Origin of the sequence: Sphingomonas sp. Leaf10 (assembly GCF_001421245.1) — a bacterium.
In the GTDB taxonomy this organism is placed as follows: domain Bacteria; phylum Pseudomonadota; class Alphaproteobacteria; order Sphingomonadales; family Sphingomonadaceae; genus Sphingomonas.
The window spans coordinates 1-19,966 of the sequence record NZ_LMKE01000006.1 but is presented as its reverse complement, the minus strand read 5'-3'; the positions used below and the strand labels follow the sequence as shown (position 1 = coordinate 19,966).

The 19,966-nt window shown below is 63.0% G+C and carries 30 protein-coding genes and 1 tRNA gene; 22 read left to right on the top strand and 9 right to left on the bottom strand.

Going from position 1 to position 19,966, the window contains the following annotated elements; genetic code table 11:
• The first annotated feature begins 25 nt into the window (after positions 1 to 25).
• From ASE59_RS20190 to ASE59_RS19555, 20 genes are all read left to right on the top strand, one after another.
• Complete coding sequence (locus ASE59_RS20190) at positions 26 to 1,003, top strand: hypothetical protein (protein ID WP_200913173.1); 978 nt, start codon at positions 26 to 28, stop codon at positions 1,001 to 1,003.
• Entirely contained in the window at positions 1,000 to 1,392 is a 393-nt protein-coding gene (locus tag ASE59_RS06425) for a DUF4054 domain-containing protein (protein WP_056453913.1), read from the top strand. Before ASE59_RS20190 ends, ASE59_RS06425 begins: the two co-directional genes overlap by 4 nt.
• On the top strand, positions 1,380 to 1,766 hold the full coding sequence (locus ASE59_RS06420; RefSeq protein WP_056453909.1) for a hypothetical protein: 387 nt from the start codon (positions 1,380 to 1,382) through the stop codon (positions 1,764 to 1,766). Before ASE59_RS06425 ends, ASE59_RS06420 begins: the two co-directional genes overlap by 13 nt.
• On the top strand, positions 1,759 to 2,178 hold the full coding sequence (locus tag ASE59_RS06415; protein WP_156359920.1) for an HK97-gp10 family putative phage morphogenesis protein: 420 nt from the start codon (positions 1,759 to 1,761) through the stop codon (positions 2,176 to 2,178). Before ASE59_RS06420 ends, ASE59_RS06415 begins: the two co-directional genes overlap by 8 nt.
• The gene (locus ASE59_RS06410) at positions 2,165 to 2,608 is read left to right on the top strand and encodes a DUF3168 domain-containing protein (RefSeq protein ID WP_082458148.1); all 444 of its coding nucleotides are present in this window, start codon (positions 2,165 to 2,167) and stop codon (positions 2,606 to 2,608) included. Before ASE59_RS06415 ends, ASE59_RS06410 begins: the two co-directional genes overlap by 14 nt.
• A complete protein-coding gene (locus ASE59_RS06405) occupies positions 2,605 to 3,501 on the top strand; it encodes a hypothetical protein (protein ID WP_156359919.1) in 897 nt (298 codons plus the stop codon). Before ASE59_RS06410 ends, ASE59_RS06405 begins: the two co-directional genes overlap by 4 nt.
• A gap of 32 nt (positions 3,502 to 3,533) precedes the next feature.
• Positions 3,534 to 3,791: a hypothetical protein gene (locus ASE59_RS06400; protein ID WP_156359918.1), complete on the top strand. Its 258-nt coding sequence runs from the start codon at positions 3,534 to 3,536 to the stop codon at positions 3,789 to 3,791.
• Positions 3,784 to 4,113, top strand: a complete 330-nt coding sequence (locus ASE59_RS06395) for a hypothetical protein (protein WP_156359917.1) — start codon at positions 3,784 to 3,786, stop codon at positions 4,111 to 4,113. Before ASE59_RS06400 ends, ASE59_RS06395 begins: the two co-directional genes overlap by 8 nt.
• Positions 4,114 to 4,181: 68 nt before the next feature.
• Positions 4,182 to 4,625, top strand: coding sequence for a hypothetical protein (locus ASE59_RS06390; protein ID WP_056453894.1), 444 nt, complete (start codon positions 4,182 to 4,184; stop codon positions 4,623 to 4,625).
• Complete coding sequence (locus tag ASE59_RS06385) at positions 4,622 to 5,059, top strand: GTA-gp10 family protein (RefSeq protein WP_056453891.1); 438 nt, start codon at positions 4,622 to 4,624, stop codon at positions 5,057 to 5,059. The genes ASE59_RS06390 and ASE59_RS06385 overlap by 4 nt, the downstream gene beginning before the upstream one ends.
• 166 nt (positions 5,060 to 5,225) lie before the next feature.
• Positions 5,226 to 7,511 carry a phage tail length tape measure family protein gene (locus ASE59_RS06380; RefSeq protein ID WP_056453888.1) on the top strand — a complete coding sequence of 762 codons (2,286 nt, stop codon included), beginning with the start codon at positions 5,226 to 5,228 and terminating at the stop codon, positions 7,509 to 7,511.
• Positions 7,512 to 7,552: 41 nt separating this feature from the next.
• Positions 7,553 to 8,275, top strand: a complete 723-nt coding sequence (locus ASE59_RS06375; RefSeq protein ID WP_056453885.1) for a hypothetical protein — start codon at positions 7,553 to 7,555, stop codon at positions 8,273 to 8,275.
• On the top strand, positions 8,272 to 8,814 hold the full coding sequence (locus ASE59_RS06370; RefSeq protein WP_056453882.1) for a hypothetical protein: 543 nt from the start codon (positions 8,272 to 8,274) through the stop codon (positions 8,812 to 8,814). Before ASE59_RS06375 ends, ASE59_RS06370 begins: the two co-directional genes overlap by 4 nt.
• On the top strand, positions 8,811 to 9,200 hold the full coding sequence (locus ASE59_RS06365; RefSeq protein ID WP_056453879.1) for a DUF6950 family protein: 390 nt from the start codon (positions 8,811 to 8,813) through the stop codon (positions 9,198 to 9,200). The genes ASE59_RS06370 and ASE59_RS06365 overlap by 4 nt, the downstream gene beginning before the upstream one ends.
• A complete protein-coding gene (locus ASE59_RS06360; RefSeq protein ID WP_056453876.1) occupies positions 9,197 to 11,092 on the top strand; it encodes a hypothetical protein in 1,896 nt (631 codons plus the stop codon). Before ASE59_RS06365 ends, ASE59_RS06360 begins: the two co-directional genes overlap by 4 nt.
• A 60-nt stretch (positions 11,093 to 11,152) precedes the next feature.
• Complete coding sequence (locus ASE59_RS06355; protein ID WP_156359916.1) at positions 11,153 to 13,072, top strand: SGNH/GDSL hydrolase family protein; 1,920 nt, start codon at positions 11,153 to 11,155, stop codon at positions 13,070 to 13,072.
• Positions 13,069 to 13,548 (top strand): hypothetical protein, encoded by a 480-nt coding sequence (locus ASE59_RS06350; RefSeq protein ID WP_056453870.1) that lies wholly within the window; start codon positions 13,069 to 13,071, stop codon positions 13,546 to 13,548. Before ASE59_RS06355 ends, ASE59_RS06350 begins: the two co-directional genes overlap by 4 nt.
• A complete protein-coding gene (locus tag ASE59_RS06345) occupies positions 13,545 to 14,216 on the top strand; it encodes a glycoside hydrolase family 19 protein (protein ID WP_056453867.1) in 672 nt (223 codons plus the stop codon). The genes ASE59_RS06350 and ASE59_RS06345 overlap by 4 nt, the downstream gene beginning before the upstream one ends.
• Before the next feature lie 695 nt (positions 14,217 to 14,911).
• Positions 14,912 to 15,208 (top strand): hypothetical protein, encoded by a 297-nt coding sequence (locus ASE59_RS06340; protein WP_056453864.1) that lies wholly within the window; start codon positions 14,912 to 14,914, stop codon positions 15,206 to 15,208.
• Complete coding sequence (locus ASE59_RS19555; protein WP_156359915.1) at positions 15,205 to 15,369, top strand: hypothetical protein; 165 nt, start codon at positions 15,205 to 15,207, stop codon at positions 15,367 to 15,369. Before ASE59_RS06340 ends, ASE59_RS19555 begins: the two co-directional genes overlap by 4 nt.
• On the opposite strand, the gene ASE59_RS06335 is transcribed toward ASE59_RS19555, so the two are convergent.
• The 9 genes from ASE59_RS06335 to ASE59_RS06310 are packed head-to-tail and all read right to left on the bottom strand — an operon-like array spanning position 15,370 to position 19,117.
• Positions 15,370 to 15,750 carry a hypothetical protein gene (locus ASE59_RS06335; protein WP_056453861.1) on the bottom strand — a complete coding sequence of 127 codons (381 nt, stop codon included), beginning with the start codon at positions 15,748 to 15,750 and terminating at the stop codon, positions 15,370 to 15,372.
• A 24-nt stretch (positions 15,751 to 15,774) separates the two neighbouring features.
• Positions 15,775 to 15,972: a hypothetical protein gene (locus ASE59_RS06330; protein ID WP_056453858.1), complete on the bottom strand. Its 198-nt coding sequence runs from the start codon at positions 15,970 to 15,972 to the stop codon at positions 15,775 to 15,777.
• The gene (locus tag ASE59_RS19055; RefSeq protein WP_082458171.1) at positions 15,969 to 16,427 is read right to left on the bottom strand and encodes a hypothetical protein; all 459 of its coding nucleotides are present in this window, start codon (positions 16,425 to 16,427) and stop codon (positions 15,969 to 15,971) included. The genes ASE59_RS06330 and ASE59_RS19055 overlap by 4 nt, the downstream gene beginning before the upstream one ends.
• 2 nt (positions 16,428 to 16,429) lie before the next feature.
• Positions 16,430 to 17,590 (bottom strand): hypothetical protein, encoded by a 1,161-nt coding sequence (locus ASE59_RS19550; protein ID WP_156359914.1) that lies wholly within the window; start codon positions 17,588 to 17,590, stop codon positions 16,430 to 16,432.
• Positions 17,587 to 17,859 carry a hypothetical protein gene (locus tag ASE59_RS06315; RefSeq protein WP_056453849.1) on the bottom strand — a complete coding sequence of 91 codons (273 nt, stop codon included), beginning with the start codon at positions 17,857 to 17,859 and terminating at the stop codon, positions 17,587 to 17,589. Before ASE59_RS06315 ends, ASE59_RS19550 begins: the two co-directional genes overlap by 4 nt.
• Complete coding sequence (locus ASE59_RS19545; protein WP_156359913.1) at positions 17,856 to 17,993, bottom strand: hypothetical protein; 138 nt, start codon at positions 17,991 to 17,993, stop codon at positions 17,856 to 17,858. The genes ASE59_RS06315 and ASE59_RS19545 overlap by 4 nt, the downstream gene beginning before the upstream one ends.
• Positions 17,983 to 18,315, bottom strand: a complete 333-nt coding sequence (locus ASE59_RS19540) for a hypothetical protein (RefSeq protein ID WP_156359912.1) — start codon at positions 18,313 to 18,315, stop codon at positions 17,983 to 17,985. Before ASE59_RS19540 ends, ASE59_RS19545 begins: the two co-directional genes overlap by 11 nt.
• Positions 18,312 to 18,545 carry a hypothetical protein gene (locus ASE59_RS19535; protein ID WP_156359911.1) on the bottom strand — a complete coding sequence of 78 codons (234 nt, stop codon included), beginning with the start codon at positions 18,543 to 18,545 and terminating at the stop codon, positions 18,312 to 18,314. The genes ASE59_RS19540 and ASE59_RS19535 overlap by 4 nt, the downstream gene beginning before the upstream one ends.
• A complete protein-coding gene (locus ASE59_RS06310) occupies positions 18,542 to 19,117 on the bottom strand; it encodes a hypothetical protein (protein ID WP_156359910.1) in 576 nt (191 codons plus the stop codon). The genes ASE59_RS19535 and ASE59_RS06310 overlap by 4 nt, the downstream gene beginning before the upstream one ends.
• A gap of 159 nt (positions 19,118 to 19,276) precedes the next feature.
• Between ASE59_RS06310 and ASE59_RS06305 the strand changes: the two genes are divergently transcribed.
• Positions 19,277 to 19,353: transfer RNA gene (locus tag ASE59_RS06305), tRNA-Pro, on the top strand.
• Between the two features lie 82 nt (positions 19,354 to 19,435).
• Entirely contained in the window at positions 19,436 to 19,744 is a 309-nt protein-coding gene (locus ASE59_RS19530; RefSeq protein WP_156359909.1) for a hypothetical protein, read from the top strand.
• Positions 19,745 to 19,966 lie beyond the last annotated feature (222 nt).

The following is a 19,966-nucleotide window of genomic DNA, read 5'->3' as shown; positions in this document are numbered from 1 at the left end:
ACTTGCATCCGAAATGGAGCCACCCATGACCACCATCCAGCTTGCGAAGAAACTGCCTGACAGCAACGACGACGGCGTGGTGAAGGTATCCGCCGCCGGGGCGAAGAAGTACGGCGTTCCGAAGGCGGGGAATTGGTGGGGGCCGCTGCCGGGTGCGCCGAACTTCACCTATACTAACGTGAAGCCGGGTACGGGGACGCCTGCGCCGACGCCCACGCCTGCACCCGAACCGACGCCAGCGCCCACCCCGGCTCCGCCGCCCGCACCGGAGCCGACGACGCCGCCGCCGCCTGCCGGCACGACGCTGACTGCCGCTGTCGTGAACGGCGAAGCCGCGCTTCAGACGCCCGACATGACCGTCGTCCTGAATAAATTCGGCGGCATCGGTCAGGTCAACAACGCGGCCATCCCCGGCTTCCGCAGCGACCTGAAGAGCGGTTTCGCACGCATCGGCCTGTACGTCCCGCCGCTGTCCGATCTGGTCCTGCAAGGCCGCGCGATCGAGGGCTTCGGCGTCATCATCGCAGGCAAGCGCTACGCCAACATGCTGCTGGCCGGCTATTACCAGATCGCGGGCGGGTTCAACGGTCCGCTGATGTGGGAAGGCAGCGTGTCGGGGGTCGAGGTCACGCAGAATGTCACCATTACGGGCAAGACGATCCGCCTCGCCGTGACCCTGCGCAACACGACCAAGGCCGCGCTCGACCTTCAGTATTTCCGCTCGATCGACCCGGATCAGGCGGGGCAGTTCGACACTGCGAACAAGGTCGTGTCAGCAGGCGTCGCCGAGTGCAGCGTCAAGGGCGGTAAGCTGGCGATCCGCGCGCCGGGTGCCGACTTCCACGTCACCACCTACGACAAGGCCCCGGATATCGGCACGCGTCGTGAGATTGGCGTGTCCAAGACTGCCGATGAGGTCGTGCAGGCGGTGTTCCCGCGCGCGTCGCTAGCTGCCGACCAGTCTGCCACGTACATCGTCGAGTATGAGGTCGTGACCGCGTGACCCCACCAACCCCCGCCGACCTGAAAGCCCGCTACCCGGAGTTCGCCGCGATCGATGACGCGCGTGTCCAATACTGGCTGACCGATGCCGAGCGCACCGTGACGACGGACTGGTCGGAGGCGGACTATGCGGTCGGGCTGATGACGCTGGCCGCGCATGAGATGGTGACGAATGGCGAGGTCGGGGCAGGGGATCAGGTCAGCGGCTTGCTGGCAAAGGGCATCACCGACTTCCGATCGGCCAGCTTTTCGGCCAGCTTCGACGCGTCTGTCGCCCAGCGCGCGGCGGCGGGAGGGTATTCCTCGACCCGCTACGGGCAGGCGTTCGCGGTGCTGCTGCGGCGTAACACCGCTGGCCCGCGCCTCGTCGGCTGCGCGTGGCCCTGCTGATGTTCGCCGGCATCTTCGCTCAGCTCGCGACCGCGGTGTCTGGCGATGACGGGCCGTACTTTCCGGCGATCGTGCGGACCGAGACTGCGCCTGTCATTGACGCGGGCGGGTCGATTATCACGCCGGGGCAGCCGGTCGAGCGGCCCTGCATGGCGCAGGTCGATGCGGTGACGGATGCTATGCGGTTGCAGGACGGGTTCAATCAAAAAGACGTTCGCCTGATCGTGCTGACTGCGACGCTGGCGGGTGCGCTGGATACCACCGCACGCGTCGAGGTGACTGCGGGTCCGAACGCCGGGCTGTATTCGGTGCAGTCGGTGGCGCGCGATCCGGTGGGCGTGGGCTGGGACTGTCGGGCACGCAAGGATGCCTAAGATCACTGGGCAGCGGCAGGCGGTTGCGGGTATTCTCGCGACCGGCGCCAACGGCACGCGGAACGTCGGCAAGGCGCTTTTCGCGGCCGGTGAGTTTCTGACGACCGAAGCGCAGCGATCGATCACGGAGGGGGCGGTGTCGGGCAAGGGCCACGTTCCCTCGCGCCCAGGCGAGCCGCCGAACCAAGACACAGGCGTTCTCGCCAACAACATCGAGGTCGTGCAGATCAGTCCGGCCAAGGTCGAGGTCAGCAGCAACGCCCCGTACAGTGCTCCGCTGGAGTTCGGAACATCGAAGATGGCCGCGCGCCCGTTCATGGGGCCGGCTGCCGAGCGCACCAAGCCGGTGCTCGTCGACTATGTGAAACGCGCGGTGGCGGCAGATTTGAAGGGCGGAAATGGCACGCGATAACACCTTGGCTGTCCGCAAAGGTATTCTAACCTTGCTGAAGGCCGACGCAGCGGTGACCGCTATCGTGCCGGCTGCTCAGGTCTATACCCAAGTCGCGCCGAACCCCGTCTGGCCGTTTATCCGCTATGGCACGCCTTCCGTTCTGCCGATCCGGGCGTCCTGCTTGGACGGCATGGAAATGCTGGTCGCGGTGCATGGGTTCGCTGATCCGCGTGAATTGGGCGGCGCAATCGTGGAGACGGCCGAGGATCACGCGTCCCGGCTTGGCTCTGCAATCGCTCGCGCCCTTGACGGCAAGCGGTTCGATCTGACCAACGGTTATGCCCGAATCGAATGGCGCGGCGGGCAGTTGCTGATTGACGGCGCGGAGGCCGATGCCTTCCATACGGTGCAGAACCTGCGCGTCCGGTGCGTGACGGGTAACGAATGACAATCGACTCGCCGGCGAGACGTTCATATACCGATGGCATGGGACCGGATGGGGCGCACGTCAGGCTAAAGCTCGATACTCGCGAGCCAATCGCGTTGACGGATTTTGTCGCGGAATTTGTCGGCCTGGGCAACCAGTTTGAAAAGTTCGTCGCCACGCATCATCCAGAGCTGCGAGCCGAAGGTGAGTTCTTTGTAAAAGATGTGCGCGAAGGCTGCATTGAAGCCGATCTTGTTGCCTTTGTAGGCAGTGCCTACACCGCGACACGGCTTCCCGGTATTATTGATGCAATCGATAAAGGGCAGATATTAACGACCTTCGTTCGAGATATCGCGAACCGGCTGTCGCCATATCTCAGCGGTAAGCGCGACGAGAAAGCCTCGAAGGCCGATTTGGCTGATTTTCACAAAACGGTTGGCGCAATCGCGCGAGACCCCGACGCCAGCGCATTGCTGGAGGCCGCGGTTTTTGAAGACGGCGAGCGTCGTGTCACCAGCGCTTTCAAATTTCGTACGCCGGAAGCACGCGAAGCAGAGCGTCAGATATCCGCTCACAGGCAAGACTTGGACGCGAAGCTGGCCACAGACCACGAGCGGGTGCTCTTGAAATTCGTTCGCCCAAGTGTCGAGACGGGGAAGCCCGGTAGAAAATCTGGCGAGCGAGCTATCATCGAAAAGGTTCATCCGAAGCCACTGGCTGTCGTCTACGCTTCTGATTTAGCCGAACAGCGAGTGCGTTCCGAAATGATGCTGCTTGATGGCAACATTTTCCGCAGCCTGTTCGACGTCGACGTCAACGTGGAATTGAACGCATTCGGTAAGCCATTGGCGTATCGTATTGTTCACGTCCATGCGGTTATTGAAGAAGGCGATAGTGACGATGATATCGGCTAGATCGCAAGTAAGCGCCGGACTTGGTTGCTGACGTGGACCGCGACGAATCCATCGACGCCGAGCTGGCGCTGGCGATCATCAAGCAGATGGTGCGGACTGGCGCTCTTGATCCGGCTGTTGTCGCGTCGGTTCGCGACGAGGCGAATGGGCGCGATCCTGACATGGCACAGGCAGCACATATCCTGCTGACCGAGGCCATGACGTCGTCCGAAAGCGATTTCACCGCGGACTATCGGCGGCGGCAGATGCGGGAGCGGACGGCTATGATCGATCGGGACCGGGATGCGTAGGGCAGTGCTTGCACTTGTGATGCTGGCTAGTTGCGCATCCCCGCAGCAGGCTGAGCCGCCTGCGATTGCTCAGTGCCGGGAATACCTGCTTAAGAAACTGAAAGCTCCTTCGACCTACAAGCAGATCCAAGCCGATCAGGTGAAGATGGATGACGGGAAGTGGAGCGTCGTTATTCAGTACGATGCAGCAAACGCTTACGGCACGCCAATTCGAGACAATCAGGTCTGCCGGTATCCCGATCTGAACGATCAGCCCGACACAAGGAAGTATATCGACTTCGACGAAGATTTGGTCGCTGATGCGATGAAGGCCGCCAGCTAGGCAGCCGCTAACGGCGGTAACACCCCTACCGCCAGTTCCTAGCGTCTCCGCAAACGCCGGAGAACGCAATGAGCTATCCCACCGAAATCGATGCCGTGATCGTGAAGCTGGGGAACGGTGCGTCCCCGGAGGTCTTCGCGAACATCTGCGGCGTCGAGAACGCCACGATCAATGAAACCGTGCAGTCGTCCGACCGCTTTCGCCGGGACTGCGCCAAGCCGGGCATGATCCCGCGCCGTGCTGTCCGTGTCACCGGCCAGCAGTGGGACGTCACTGGCAGCGGCGTGACGAACGTCGACCAGATCGCCGCGCTGAAGGCTGTTCTTGGCATCCGCCGTAACTATGAACTGGTCGCAATCAAGTACGACGGCACTGATGAAGGCGACGTGCTCGGCACCTTCAAGGGAGCTGGCGTCATGACCGCGCGCAACATGTCGCTGTCGCCGAACGAAGCCACGATGGAAGTGACGATCGCTGGCGAAGACGAGCTTGTCTGGACGCCGGTCGCGTGACGCCAGCCACCGCGATCGAATTGGAGTTCGCGGACGGCGATTACCTGTTCGATCTGAAGCTGCCACAGATCGCGGAGTTGCAGGAGAAGCGGGGCGCAAGCCTGTTCGCCATCTTCGCGCGGACGCTCAAGGGCCGGTACGTTTTGCCGGACGGCAGCGAGGTTGGCGCGCCGCTGGAAGGTGAAGCCGATCCGCTGGACCTGTTCGAAGTCGTCCGGCTTGGACTGATCGGCGGCGGACGTGGTGAAGTCGACGGCAGACGGGTCGAGGTCGACGAAATCCGCGCTGGCAAGCTGGTGAAGCATTACCTGCATGATGCGCCGCTGCGCCGCGCGTGGGACCTCGCCGCTGCCATCCTCGCCGCCCGTATCGAAGGGTACGATCCGCCAAAAAAAGCCGAGCCGGCGAGCGAGCCGGCAAACGGGATGAACTGATCGACTTCGCTCAGGTCATCGATAATTGCCGTGTCTTCGGTGCCGATTGGCGGTCGCTGACATGGTGGGAATACACCGCGCGCCTTGCCAAGTGGAATGAGGCGCAATCGACCGAGAAGCCGCCGGCTGACGCTCCGCGGCTGCGGAAGCTGATGGAGGCGCACTGATGGCTGAAAGTGCTGGCTCCGTATCGGTCGAACTGATCGCGAAGACCGAAGCGTTCAATTCCCAGATCGCAGGCGCGGCGACGACGACCGAACAGGCCATGTCGCGCGTCATCGCCGCCACCTCTCGCGGTGAACAGCAGGTTGTGCGATCGGCCGGCCAGATGGCGAACGGCACGCGCAACCTCGGCAGGCAGTTTGCCGACGTCGGCGCATCGCTGTCTTCGGGGTCGTCACCGTTCGTTGTGATTGCGCAGCAGGCGCCGCAGGTCGCTGAAGCGCTGACCGATATGGGCGGGAAGGCCGGGCAAGTCGCTGCGTACTTCACCGGGCCGTTCGGTGCCGCTGTGCTCGCGGCCGGCTCCGTGCTGGGCGTGCTGGCGGTTGAGGCGTTCAAGGCCGGCGAGAGCGTTGATGACTTGGTCGAGAAGCTGAAGGCGAATGCAGAGAAGGCACGCAATTCGGCGCTGGCGCAGGACATCTTCAAGCTGAGCCTCGAAGGTGCGGCTATCGCAAGTGCCAAGCTGAGTAAGGAGTTGCAGGAGCAGAACCGCACTTTGCGCGAGCAGGCGCAGGCAACCTTGGCGGCGGCTGAGGGTCAACGACAGCTTACGATCCAGAAGCTGAAGGGCGCAGCGAGCACGGCAGCTATCGCGGCGGCGGCTGCGAAGGATGCGCGTACCCAAGTTGCCCTTGGCCCCGGCGGCAACATCGCCGGCGCGGTCGAAGCTACAGCGAAACGCGAGGCAGCGGCCAAAGAGGCGTTGGCGAGAGCGAATCAGGCCGTCGCCAATGCAGAGAACGCCGTTATCAACGCTCGCATTCCGCTGTTGCAACAAGATGCCGCCGCTGCGAGTGACAAGAACGCTGCTGCGGTTCAGCGCCACGAACGCGCCGTGGCAAAGCTGGCGCTGGAATATAAACTGGCGTCTGGCGCGGCATCCTTGCTGAGTGGCGAAGCCAAGAAAGCGGCTCAGGCTACGGCTGATCGCCGGTACACCCAAGGCGTCGCACAGCAGAACCGGACGCTTGACGCCGAGCAGCAGGCAATCCGCGATACCAACAAGAAGGGGCCTAAGGGGCCGTCTGCTGCGACGCTCGCTCGCCGCGCCGAAGCCGAGCGCGTCCGGCAGGTTCGCAATGACGAGGCGTTCAACAACGAACTGGAGCAGCTGAACAGCCAGATCGCATCTGCCAAGCGCGAACAGGCGGTCAACGCCGAGGAACTGGCGGCAGCGGAACGCGAGCAGATCGCCAGCGACCTGCGTCGTCGGCTTGAGGGTATTGATGCTGACGAATCGGCAAAGCGCTACACCGCCGTCGAGGCTGAGCGCCTTCGCCTGCTTGCCCGACAGGTGGCTGGCATGCGCAACATCAACGTCACGACTAACCTTCAGGAAGCGCAGGCGCGCGAAGCGCTGGCCGCGTCCGGTGCCGCGATCCGAACCGAGAGCGATATGCTCCGGTTGCAGAGCCAGCTTGTCGACACTCGCGCCGAACGCCGCGCGATCGATCTTCGCCTGATCGACCTAGCTTATCAGCAGGAGCGTGCCGAACTTGAAGCAGTCGCGACCAGCCAAACCGCGTCAGACGCGCAGCGTCGCATCGCCGAGGCTCGCCTGCGCCAGCTACAGGGATTGCAGGCTGCTGAGAATGCAGGCGTCGAACGCCGCTATGAAGGGCCGGTGGCACAGGCAAAGCGGCAGATCGACGCAACCGGGGCCGATCTAGGCACAGCCTTCGAAGATATCGGCGTCGACGCGCTCCGCGACCTGAACGATGGGCTGACCGACGCTATCGCCAACGGCAAATCGCTGGGTGACGTGTTCAAGAACGTCGCGAACAGTATCATATCGGACCTAATCCGCATCGCTGTGCAGCAGACGATCATCAAGCCGTTGCTGGAGGCGCTTGGCGGAGGTCTTGGCGGCGGTGGCGGTTTCTCCATCGGGTCCCTTTTCGGCCGAGCATCCGGCGGCTACGTGGCCCCTGGCCAGACGGTGCGCGTCAACGAGAACCGCGGCGGTGTCGAACTCCTGCGCATGGGCAGTCAGGGTGGCACCGTGATCCCGCTGGGTCAGGCAAAGGCAAGCGCCCGCCCAGCGCAAACGGTGGTGCACCAGCACTTCAGTCTCGACGCGCGCGGTGGCCTGCTGCTGCCTGACTTCGTGGCTGGCATTCGCGAATATGTCGACGGCCAAGCCGCGCGGGCAGGCGCGACCAGCTATCAATCGGCGATCCGTGACACCCCGGCCGCAGAGGCTCGACGCGGGTCGCTGAAGGCGTAACGGCGGTAATCGCCAGCCCGCCCCATCCATAGCGTCCCCGCATGGCGCTACGCGTATTCCACCCATGTCAGTTCAATTTCGCTGACCAGGACATTCGCGTGGACGGCTCGACCATATCGGGCGGGGTCTCGCTGTCCGGCTATGAGGATGTGATCCGCAACGACGGCGGCGGGACATGGCGCGCTGACTTCACCGGGGCTGACTTTGGCGATCGTGATGACGCAGGTCGGGCCGAGACGCTGGCATGGCGCGCACTCAACGCCGGGATGCTGGGCGGATCGGTGGCGGTGATCGTGCAATTCTGCGACGCGCTCCACCAGCCTGTCACGGGCAGCCAGTCGGTGCCTCACAGCGACGACACCCCATTCAGCGACGACAGTTTGTACCGCGGCTCGGGTGCCAGTGGGCGGGTGCTGGCCGTCGTCAACGGACAGGCGGGCGGCAACCGTGCGACTGTGCTCGACATATCCCTGGCTGCTGGTCGTGGCCTGATCGGCGGTGAGAAGTTCACGCACGTCCATCCGGCATGGGGCGAGCGCGCCTACGAGATCTACAGCGTCGAGCCAATCGGCGGCGGCTATCGGGTGACGTTCCAGCCTCCGATCCGTGGTGGCATTGCAGCGGGCGACGAACTGGACTTCGATAACGTCCGCTGCCGGATGCGGCGCACCTCGCAGCCCGCCAATGCGCTGTCGCTGGGCGTCTTCTCGTCCGGTTCGATCAGCTTTCAGGAGGATATGCGGCCCCCGGTGGTGACGCCGTGAACCGTAACCTGATCGTCCGCATCGCAACCGACCCGCCTGCACGCCTGTGGTCTGGCTCTGGCGACCTGCTGCTGCCGGCGGATGACGTCGAGACGGAAGACGGCGCGCGATATCTAGGCGGGGGCGAGCTGCTTTCCGGCCTCGACGAGCTTGAGCAGCTTATTAACGGGCGGGCGGATCGGATCGATATCAACGTCAGCGGCGTAACGGCTGCGACCGTCAAGCTGGCTTTGCAAGACGCGGACGACATCAAGGGTGCGGCGGTCGATATCGGCGTCGTGACGTTCGACGACCTCTGGCAGATCGTCGACGTCGAGTGGCAGGCGCGCTACCGAGCCGACAAGCTAGGCATTGATCGGCCGGAAGGGCAACGGTCCATTACGCTGTCGATGGGGTCGGAGGATACCGGGCGGTCTAGAACGAGCAACGCGTATTGGACGGACGCAGAGCAGCGTCGTCGCTCGCCAACCGATCGCATCTTTGACCGCGTGTCCGGTATAAATTCCGGCACCTCACGCGATTTCGGTCCGAACGGATGAGGGTCGCCGAGTATCTCGCGGCCCCGCGTCCGGCATGGGACTGGGTGCATCTCGACTGTTGCCGCTGGGTCGCGCGCTGGGTCGAGCTATGCGGCCGGCAGAACCCGATCACGGCGCTGGGTCTCGACTACGCCACTGAACGGCAGGCCATCGCGCTGATCGTCCGGCGCGGTGGGCTGGTGCAGTTGTGGACCGATGGCATGGCTCTGGTGGGTGCGCCCGAGACTGCTGGCCTCACGCCCGGATGTGTCGGCATCATCCAGCGCCCGACCATTTGCGGCCTGAACGAAGCCGCTGCGATCTATACTGGCGAACGCTGGGCGGCGCTGGGCTTACGCGGGCAGGAGTTTATGCCTGCGCCCGTCCTCAAGGCTTGGCGGCCATGAGCAAGGTGCTGAGCGCCCTGCTGTCCGGCCCAATCGGCCTGATCGACAAGAAGGCGGGGCAAGTCATTTCCGGTATCGCGCTAACGGCAATCGGTGTGGCGACCGGCAACCCTCTTCTTATCTCGCTGGGTACGTTCCAGCTCAATCAAGCATTTGGCCCTCAAGCCCCGAAAGCTGAGACCACCAGCAGCGCGATCAAGACCGAGCGCCCGCCGCGCTATTCGGCCTATGGTCGGGTGAAGCTGTTCGGTGCGTACATTCTGTACGAGACGGCGCAGGACGGCACGGCGGTCGACGCATGGGCGTTCCACGAAGGGCGCATCGACGCAATCGAGGGCTGGTATCTCGGCGATAAGCCGGTCACGCGACTGGCGGATGGCTTCGTTGCCCGCGGCGAGGACGGCGCATACGGCGCGAACGACGTGATCCAGATCGGCGCAAATCTTGGTGCCGCGACAGAGACCGCGCACGCTCCGCTAGTTGCCAAGCTGCCCGGCATCTGGACCGAAGATCACCGCGGCGACGGCGTTGTCACCGGCTACATGCTGTCGAAGCCGGTCAAGGCGAAATACTATCAGGAGGTGTTCCCGTCCGGCGGGCCGAACCAGACTCCATTGGCGATCGTGATCCGTGCGCAGCCGGTGTTCGACTGGCGAGACCCGGCGCAGTCGGTGGCCGATCCGCTTTCGTGGAAGTGGTCGGAGAACGTCTGGCTGCACATCGCGCACTACCTGCTGGTTCGTGATGGCAAGGACTGGCAGCGGCATTTCGCGCCGACGCTAGCCCTTTGGACCGCAGCCGCCGACGATGCCGACCTTCCTGTCCCGCTGCGGGACGGTGGCACTGAGCCTCGCTATCGGTCGTGCCTGAGCCACCGTCATGCCGGCGACGGGTCCGAGCACAAGGCGGTGAAGGCTGCGTTGCTCGGCTGCTGCGACGGGTGGCTGGCGTCGCGCAAGGACGGGGCGCTGGTCCCGCGTGCAGGCCGTTACTATTCGCCCACGGTCAGCATTGGCCCGGACGTCATTACCGCCTATTCGGTCGAGGACGGGATTGAGGACGAGAACGCCGTCAATCAAATCGGCGTGACGTACGTGTCGGCAGCGCACGACTTCAATACGGTCGACACCGATAGCTGGGTCGATGAGGGCGATATTTTGACGCGCGGTGCAATTCGCGCGGACGACCTCGCCAACCAGGTGCCGTCGCATTCGCAGGCGCGGCGGCTCGCAAAGCGTCGCATGGCGCAGGCCATGGCGCCCAAGCGCGGGACCTTCGTGACCACTAGTGCAGGCGATGCGATGCTCGGCGAGCGCTATATCGACCTGCTGCTGGCCGAGGCTGTCGGCACCGACGACGAGTTCGTGGCCTATAGCGGGCCGGCGGAGATCACGCAGCTATCGCGCAATCTTCAAACGGGCGCTGTGTCGGCAACGTGGATTGCAGCCGACCCTAACATCGATGCTTGGAACCCCGCGACCGAGGAGGGCGACCCAGCCCCGACCGGGGATCGTATCGCTCGCGAGCCGCTGGAAACGCCGATGATTATCAGCGCAACGGCGGTGTTCAGTGCGGTGGGTCAGAACCCCGAAACCGAAGACCCGGCCGGCGAACCGGTCGACGGTACACAATCAACCGGCGCCCGTGTGTTGATTGCTGCGAACGGACCCGATCGCGTTGACATGACGTGGTATGCCCGCTGGCGCGTCGGCACTGGCGGTAGCTGGAACGAGCGGGAATATGCCGATGCAGACCCCGGCCCCGGCGTGTCGTTCCAGACGGAATTTGTACCGCTGGTCGAGAACCTGAACGTGCAGGTCGCCTATTCGGTGGGCGACGGCCGTCTGTCCGAATGGTCCGCGTCAACTGTAGTCGACACCCGTCCGTCTTGACGGCGGTACGATCGCGTCACCGCCGACCCTAGCGTCCCCGCAACGCTAGTGGAGAATGTCGTGGGTGATATCGCTGATCGGTTTGCGGGCGCATTTCGCGATTATGCGGTCGAAGGCGTCCCGGCCAGCGGCCCGCATGAGCCAGCCAAAGCCGAAATCCGTAATATCGGCCGGTTTCTCGACCAAGCTATCGGCAGCGCAGTAGCCGGCCTCAAGCTCTACGCCACGAAGGCGTTGCTGGATGCGGACACCACTCAGCGACCCGGTACGCTGGCCCACGTATACGACGATGCTACCCCGGCAAAGAACGGCATCTATCACTACGAAACCGGCGGGTGGGTTGTGGACACGACCCTCAGCGACGTGTTCTTCGGCGCGGCGGTGCAGGTGACTGGCGACAAGAACCTGTTTGATGCCGGATCGGCATTGGTCGGCAATGAAATCGAGTTCTCCGGTCGGATCGGGATCGAGGCGAACAGCATTGCGTCGCAGCCGATCTACGTCGGTGACTTCTCGGCCATCACGATCAGTGGCCTTGCGCCGAATCCGGCGATTGACCGTGTCTATGCGTTCTACAATGACCTGCCAATCGGGCAGTCGACCTTCGTCAGCTACGGTCAAATCCGCAGCATCGATCCACTGACGCTGCCGATCCCCGACGGCGCGAAGTACTTTGCGTTCAGCCCGAAGCAACGTCAGTCGGGGGCCGTGTCGATCGCCAATGTGCAGGTTGAGGCGGGGGTGACCGCGACCGCATATCAGCCCTTCACGCCGCGCATTCTGACGGTTGCCGGGCAAGTCGCTGGCCAGCGGCCCGAGCCGTCCTTCGCGAAGGACGCAGTGTTCGGCGGTGCGTATAATCTGTTCGATGTGTCAACGGCGCGCGTTGGCGGCGAAATCCAATTTAACGGCGGCTTGTACGGTGAGACGAACAGCGTTGCGTCTGCGCCCATCTTCGTCGGTGACCTGTCCGAAATCACCTTCAGCGGCATGGCTGCGAACCCTGCCATTGCGCGGGTGTATGCCTTCTATTCGGCGCTGCCGACCGCGGTAAATGCGCCCGATCCGGCACTGGTGTCGTATGGCCAGATACCGGCAGGTGCCAGCTACACCGTCTCGGTCCCCGCAGGCGCCCGCTACATGCGCTTCAGCCCTCGCCAGCGACAGGCCGATGCCGGCGACTATACGGCGACGCAGGTCGAGCCGGGCGCGGTCGCGACGGCATTCCGGCCCTATCAGGAGGCGGTCGTCGAGTGGAGCAGCCGCAATCTGGGGCGGCAGGCTGGCGGGGGTTCTGCACAGACCTCCATCGGGGTCGTCGCGATCTTCGGCGACAGCATCACCGCGACCGAGAATGTCGAGGCGGGGCAGTATACCTATGGATCGGGGTGGAGTCAGAATTGGCCGGATTACGCGCTGCCGATGCTGTCACCGACCAACGCCTACAATTTTGCGAGGGGCGGGGCTGCTTTCGCTAATTACAGCGGTGCGGTCCCATGGCAGCGCTTTCACCATCAGCTAGACGTCGCCTTCGCGCAAAGCTTCACCCCCGATTGCGTGATCGTGGCGCTGGGTATCAACGACTTGCGCTTCCAGCAGACGAAGCTCGGCAACTACGACACCGCCATGGGCAAGGCTTACAACGCGCTGGACCTGACCGTGTCGATCGAGGCTGCGCGGGCTGGCTTTTATCGGCTGCAACAGCAGTGGCCTGACGCGGTGAAATTCGTGTCGCTGCCACTGCAACAGGCGCAACTGGACGGTCCGACCTTGCAGGCTTGGGGGGCGCTGATCGCACGCATGGCGGCGCGCTACGGTTTCACGGTCATCGACGCCTTTTCGGAAGCTGGGATCGTCGCGGACTTCGAGGTCAGCGGCGGGCAGGGACGCGACCTGTACGACGGCCTCCACACCGATGCTTCCGGCCAGCGTAAGCAAGGGCGCCTGATCGGCGCGCGCGTGCGGGCGCGGGTGCTGTGACGACGTTCGCCACCGCAATAACCGCCAGCTTTGAGCGGGCACCATGGGGCTGGGCGCTGGCTGGCTCCGTCATTCTCGCAATCATCAAAGGGTGGCCCGCGATCGTGGACGCAAGCCTGCGCGCGAAGATGGCGTTGGGGGACAGGCGCGTGTCGCGTATCGAGAAACTAGAGAAGAAAATTGACGATCAGCGGGTTTCGTATGAGGCCGAGATCGGCGTGCTGCGAGCTTCGTATGAGGCCGAGATCAGCATTCTCCGGCATGAGCTGAATAATGTCACGCAGGCATTCGAAGCACTGCTGACCCGCATCGAGATCAAGCCGGAAGCAGCCGCAGAGCACGCCGAACGGATCCGTGAAATGCGAGCGCGCCAGCAGACCGACAGCACCGCGGAAAAAGCGACCATCCGGGCTGCGAAGATCATCGCAGCGGTGCCGAATGCTGCGGCTAGTCCAGCGGAGGAGGGCGGGGAATGATCGACTGGAAAGCCACGCAGGCCCGGCTAGGCGTAACGCCAGACGGCATCCCCGGTCGAGGCACCTATACGGCGCTGCTGCGGGTCGTCGGCCCGAACGCGGACGCTAAGGTCATCAAGTCGCTCGCCAACGCCTGCGTCGTCCATCTGCCGGCATACGGCGTCGACCAGTCCGTCACCCGCCTTGCCGACTTCCTCGCCCAGACAGCGAATGAGACGGGCGGCTACCGGGTGTTCGTCGAGAACCTGAATTACAGCAGCGAGGCGCTGGTGCGGACATGGCCGTCGCGCTTCACGCCTGCGAGTGCTGCGACCGTCGCCCGCAAGCCGGAGCTGATCGCGAGCCGGGTCTATGACGGGCGCATGGGCAACACGCAGCCCGGCGATGGCTGGGCGTTCCGGGGCAGGGGGATGCTCCAGCTTACCGGCCGTGCGAATTACGAGGCGGCGGACCGGCGTCTGGGGTTGGGGCTGGATACCGACCCCGATCTTGCCGCTGTGCCGGCGCTGTCGCTGTTGCTGGCCTGCGACTTCTATAAGGATCGGAAGGTGTTCGCGGCGCTCGATCGCGGCGACACGGATGGCGCAAGAAGAATTTGTAACGGAGGTTTGATTGGCTTAGAACATGTTAACAAGTTGCGCCAGCGACTTCTAACTGTTCTTAGGTAAGGTTATGCGTCAGGCTACTAGTAACTTGCATGGTCAACGCTTTGGAAGGCTAATGGCTCAACAGCCAATGCCCCGAACTGACCGAAGGACACGTTGGCTTTTTTCCTGCGATTGTGGGAGAGATTTGGTTAGCCGTGTTGACGCGGTTCGTTCGGGCAAGACGCTTAGCTGCGGATGCCTCAATCGCGAAGCAACCACTCGGCACGGCGGTTGGAAGGGTGGTCGCACCAAGCTGTACGGAATCTGGTCGGGTATGAAGGAGCGTTGCACGCGCCCGAAGCATATCGGATGGCACCGCTATGGCGGGCGCGGGATAACCTTTGATCCTTGCTGGGCCGACTTTGCTTCGTTCAAAGAGTGGGCGCTAGATAACGGTTATCGCGACGGTCTAACTCTGGATCGTTTCCCAAATCCTAACGGAAATTACGAGCCAAGCAACTGCCGCTGGGCGACGCCAAAACAGCAATGCGAAACGCGCGTGCTCGTGGGTAACCGGAAACTGACGACTGAAGCTGTTGCTGATATCCGTGCCAGAAAGACAAGTGATCGCGGCGTAACTCGCGCGCTCGCTGAAGAGTACGGGGTGTCGGTTACCGCGATTAGAGATGCGTACCGGGGGAAGACATGGGCAACGTAACGACGATCGGTCTGGCGCACGTCAACGCTCTGCGGGTCAAGCTGTTGGAGGTGTTGCGGTGAAAATCCCCAACGTCAGCGATCACGTCAGCGAAATCGGCCTGCTGGGCTGGCTTGGCACCGGCGTGCTGGCGGTCCTCATCATATCCGCGTTCCGAGGCGAGCTTACCGGGCAGACCGGCATCGACGTCGCCGCTTTCCTGCTGGTCCTCCAGCGCATCGTCGAGGCGGTGCAAAAGCGGTGGGAACAGCGCGGCACCGACAAGCTGGGCGAGCTGGCTGCGGCTGCGTCGCCTACCCGGCCTGCTGGTACGCCGGACGATCCCGTATCGGTAACCGAGGAACCCAAGCCATGAAGCTGCCCATCGGCGCCATCGCGCGTTTTGCCCTGAAGCGCATCGTCCTGCCTGCGATCGGCAAGGCCATCGCTTCGAACGCCAACCCGCTGACGAAGGAAGCTGCTGAGCGCGCCTTGCGGGAAGCGGTACAGGATGAAGTGCTGCGGCGGGTGGGGTAGCTACCTCCGCTCCCTAAGCCGCTTCTTCTCGCGCTCTTCCCCGGCCTCCCGGATCAGCCGCGTCATCTCCCGCCTTGATGCATTCTCCAGAGCCAGCCACCGATCGCTGGCGTTGTCGTCCCACAGCCGGCGCATGACCCCGTGCAGATACCGAAAGCGATTCCAACCATTGCAGCCCGGCGTGAGCTTGCACCGGCAGCGCCGATTGATGAGCGAATAATTCGGTCCGACTTTCGCCAGCAGCGCCGGTATGTCGACGTCACGGTAGGCGTTGCACCGATCGCATGACACGCTGATCTTCGCATCGGATGCGGCCATGGCGCCGACCGTCTCGACCCATGACGGCCATAGCCAGACTTTTGGTGCCTTCTTGTCGCCCATCCAGAACGGATGAAGAACGAAAACCTACAAGTCGAGCGATTCGATTGTCGGCACCTCGACCACACCCACCCCACGCTTAGCCGCCTCGATCACCATCAGCACATCGTCCTTGGTCAGCGGCATGTCGCCGTCGATTTGCTCGCCGTCCGGGTAGGTGTCGATGAAGTCCTGTAGCCGCGCGATGGCGGTGTTCAGGACGATTTCGTCGTTGGGGTCGGTCATGGACGGTCCTTCTGCTTGGCACGACGCGCAGCCTCAAAATCACGTCCTACCATGCCCATGCGGTTCACGTCTTCGGGGAAGATCCCTGCGCTGCAATGCGGGCAGGCTGGCACCATGTGTTTCCGCCGGAACATCTCGTCCATGCGCTTGGCCGCAACTCGGCTGATGTTGTGGGCCTTCGCTTCTGCTACCTCGTCACGCTCGCGTTTGATCTTCTTGGCAGCGGCGTCGAAATGCTCGCACACGATCAGGAACGCATCGAACGGCTCGACGTCTGTCTCGCAGTCGGCGCACCATATCCGGCGCTCCTGCTGATCGTATCGCATCTGCCGATGGCGGCATGACGAGTTGGGGCGACGAGACAGTCCGCGCGCTACCCGAATGTCACCAATGTCGACAACCTTCAGGCCAGCCAAATAGCCCGGCTCGATGATCGGAGGGTCTTTGCTATCCACGCTCACCCCTCCACCTTCGCGGGCGGGGATTGCAGGGCGGCAAGCTGGTCGCGTGCAGCGCCACGGGTAAACGGCCCGTCGCCAAACGCTCCGTCTGCGACCTGTTGCAGATGCTCGCGGTCGACATGGTCACGCGCCTCCCGCTCCCCCACCGCTGCGCGCGGGCGGTCAGCGATCATACGCCGTAACGAGGCGATGACCGCGCCACGTTCGGCAAACGGCATATCCTCGATCGGGTCGGACAGCGCGTTTTCGTCGGCAAGCTGTCGCAATAGAACCGCTGCGCGCGGGCGGGCGAGGGCTGCGTCGATATGGGCAACCACCTGTTCTACCCATCGAGCGGGATCGACGTACTTGGCAAAACCTTTGCGGAGATCGCTGACGCTTCCGCGAACAACTAGCAACGCCTCTCTTATCGCATCCCCATTCCCGACAGGCGCTACAGCGGAGTGCGGACGAGCGAGGGCTGCGGCGATGGCGTCAATAGCCTTATCGTGACCGTCTGATAGCAATTTCGCCACCCGTCTAAATTCAGCGGCGATAATCGCACAGCGCCCTCTATCTTTAGGATCATCACAGAACGCAATCGCGCGGTCTTCTTCTGCCGCCAAACTTAGCAGAACAGACACTGCCGAACATGGGTCAGCTTGAGCGGCTAATCTATCAGCCTCAAAACGCAATTGTTCGACTTCTCCCGATAAACAAGCGTAGCAGCGCAAACCTTGCGGCGATGGTTTATTGCAACGCTCACATGAAGGCACCCCATCCCTAGCAGGTGCGGAGACGGACTGACGCGCCATTACCTGCATAGCGACATAGGCCGGTATCGTTGGCTGTTGTCCCGCCGCCAACCGGTCCGCCATTTCGCGATATCCGCTCTTGGGTTCACCGACAGCTATGCGCCGCAGTTCGTCGGCAATAGCTTGTCTAGCCGCTTCGTATGCAGGGGTGTCAGGGTCTGGCCCGGCAGGCGCGGAGGCGAGGGCGGCAAGGGCTTTAAGCAAAGCCGTTTTGGTCGCACGGTAGCTGCGCGCGGCGTCGGCCCGCTCGTAATAGCCGTTCGTCCGTTCGAAATAAGCGATCCGATCGTCCATGATCTTCGCGACGCATTGCTCCACCGTCACCGGCGCGTCGTTCGTGGGGGTCATGCGGGGGTCGGTCATGCCTCCTGTCCTTCCGGGACGATCTGACTGGCCCATGAAGCGAAGGTCGACAGGTACATCGTCTGCGCCCTCTTGCCCGATCCGGGGCCGTAGATCGTCTTGCCCATGCGACGATCGATGTACTGGACACCCGGCTCGCCCTTTGGCTCCGTCGCGTCATCGCCGCACCAATCGACGGCCACGTGCGGCCCCACGTCCAGCACTTTCCGCTCCGATCGACCGGACTTGTTCAGGTAGCTGCGACCTGGCACGATTGCGCTCTTCTTCACTTCGCATTCTCCTGTTTCAGGTGCTGGGCGACGCGGAGGCGACGCAGGCCGAGCACAATCACGGTTGCTGGGATGCCGATCGGGATAAGGCCGAGCAGCACGACAATCGCCGCGACCTCTGCGTCAGTCTGCATGGGGTGGACCTTTCGCTAATAGCTTCTGAGCATCGCGAAGATGCCCGGCATCGATCCCAAGTGCGGCGGGCGCTTCCCAGATCGGCGAACTGTCGCGATGCTTGTCGTCCAGATCGTCAGCCGCCTCGGCAAACGGTCGCAGAGCAGCCTCAAGCGCTTCGATGCGGGCGGCGGCTTCTAGGGCGTCGGGGTGCGGCAACTCCCGGATTTCGCCGGTGCCAACCTCAATTGGAAAGCCGGTGGTCCCGCATGTCATGGTGCGGGTTTGGTTCGCTTGTATCAGTCGCCCTTTGCGCAGCCGCCCCACAAGATCGTCCGTCATGGGCGGGGGTCCTTCAATTGCAGGTCGTTGGGCGCAAAGAACTCGACACGCTCTTTGCGATACGGTGCGACCTTGGGGAAAACGACGCGCACGACCGGCGGCGAGCCTTCGCCGCCAAGCGGGGTGAATATCCGCTCAATACGACCAACACGCCCGCTCTTGGCTAAGCGCATGTATTCGGCGGTCCAGTTTGGGTGCTGCACTACCGTCACTTCGTCACCCTCGCTCACCCCCGTTCTCCGAGGGCTTGGAGGGCGGCGCGGGCGATGCGATCGGCAATCTCACGAGCCAGATACTCGTCGTAGGATGTGCCGGTCACTTCGTTCAGCGCGCGCTTACGGGCAGCGGCATACACTTTGTCCCAATCCAGCCCGTTTGCGGCTTCGCGTGCCACCCGCTCCACGTCCGCATCCCGGCCTTCGATCGGCGGGGCGGGGGTGGCGGCGAGCATGGTGTCTGCGGCGTCCGCAACAGCCTCGATGGTGGAAATGAAAGCCGTAGCCAGCGGGCCGTAATGCCACTCGCCTTCCCATTTCACGCGATCGGGTTCGTGTTGATGGATATGCTGCCGAAGGTCGGCCAAAACCCGAAGATCAGCGACGGGCACCAGCACCCAGCCCGCAGGCACACTCAGCATCGGAATGGATTGCAGCGTGCGAAGTGCATCACGCCCCGCTTTGCCGCGAGCGTTGACATCATTGACATTGCACTGGCGACAGCGGCGACTCTGGCGCGATCCGTTCTTGAACCACTGGTCGTTGTCACCACCACGATTATGCCCGCAAGGATAGTTGTCGCTCATGCTGCGGCTCCGGGGGTTAGGAAGAACGTACCGTGAATCAGGCTCCGGGAATAATCCGGGACTGGTCGGGTTCGCCGCCGCCGCGTTTCGCCGAATCTTGCCGCTCGGCACATGCTGCTTGCATCTGCAAACGCCTTGCCGCTAAGGGCAAATGCGCGTCGGGGAGTGGCGCAGTCTGGTAGCGCGCCTGCTTTGGGAGCAGGATGTCGCAGGTTCGAATCCTGTCTCCCCGACCACAATACAAAAAGCGCTGTTTTACAGTGGCTTAGCGTCAGGCACTGTAGCAACCTTCGTCACGTTTGCTGTAGCGAGTTTGAGATGCTTGGTTCGCTGAACGACTCTGATCTAGCACCTGACTCGGCGCTGTGGCGCGAAGTGCTGCCGGCAGTCCGTATCGCGATCATGCGCGGCCCGATTCCCCATGCGGACTTTGACGGCTGGGAAGATCATTGCCGCAAGGAAAACTGCTTAGCTGTGGAGTCCGTGCGGTGGCTGGATGATGCATCCTCAAATGCTCACGCTGTGTGGTCGACCAGCCCCTCCCAGCTTACTGGCGACGAGGTAGAGTTGATTGATGATGCACGCGCAGCGTTGCGACGCCGTGCCTTCGATAAGTCCGGGGATTGATGGTTTCGTTTGTGGGTCGCGACACGCGCTTACCATAGCACTGGACGACACAATAGCGTTCGGCCCTATGGACGTTCCACCGCACGAATCACCGGCGGGGGAGGCACGACACATGGGGAACACGAAAAACGCCGCGACCATCGGGAAGGTGGATGTGCTGTAAGCGTGGCCAGTAGGCCGCCTTGTTATTGAGCGCGGCTTTTCTGGTAGGCGAGTTTGCCG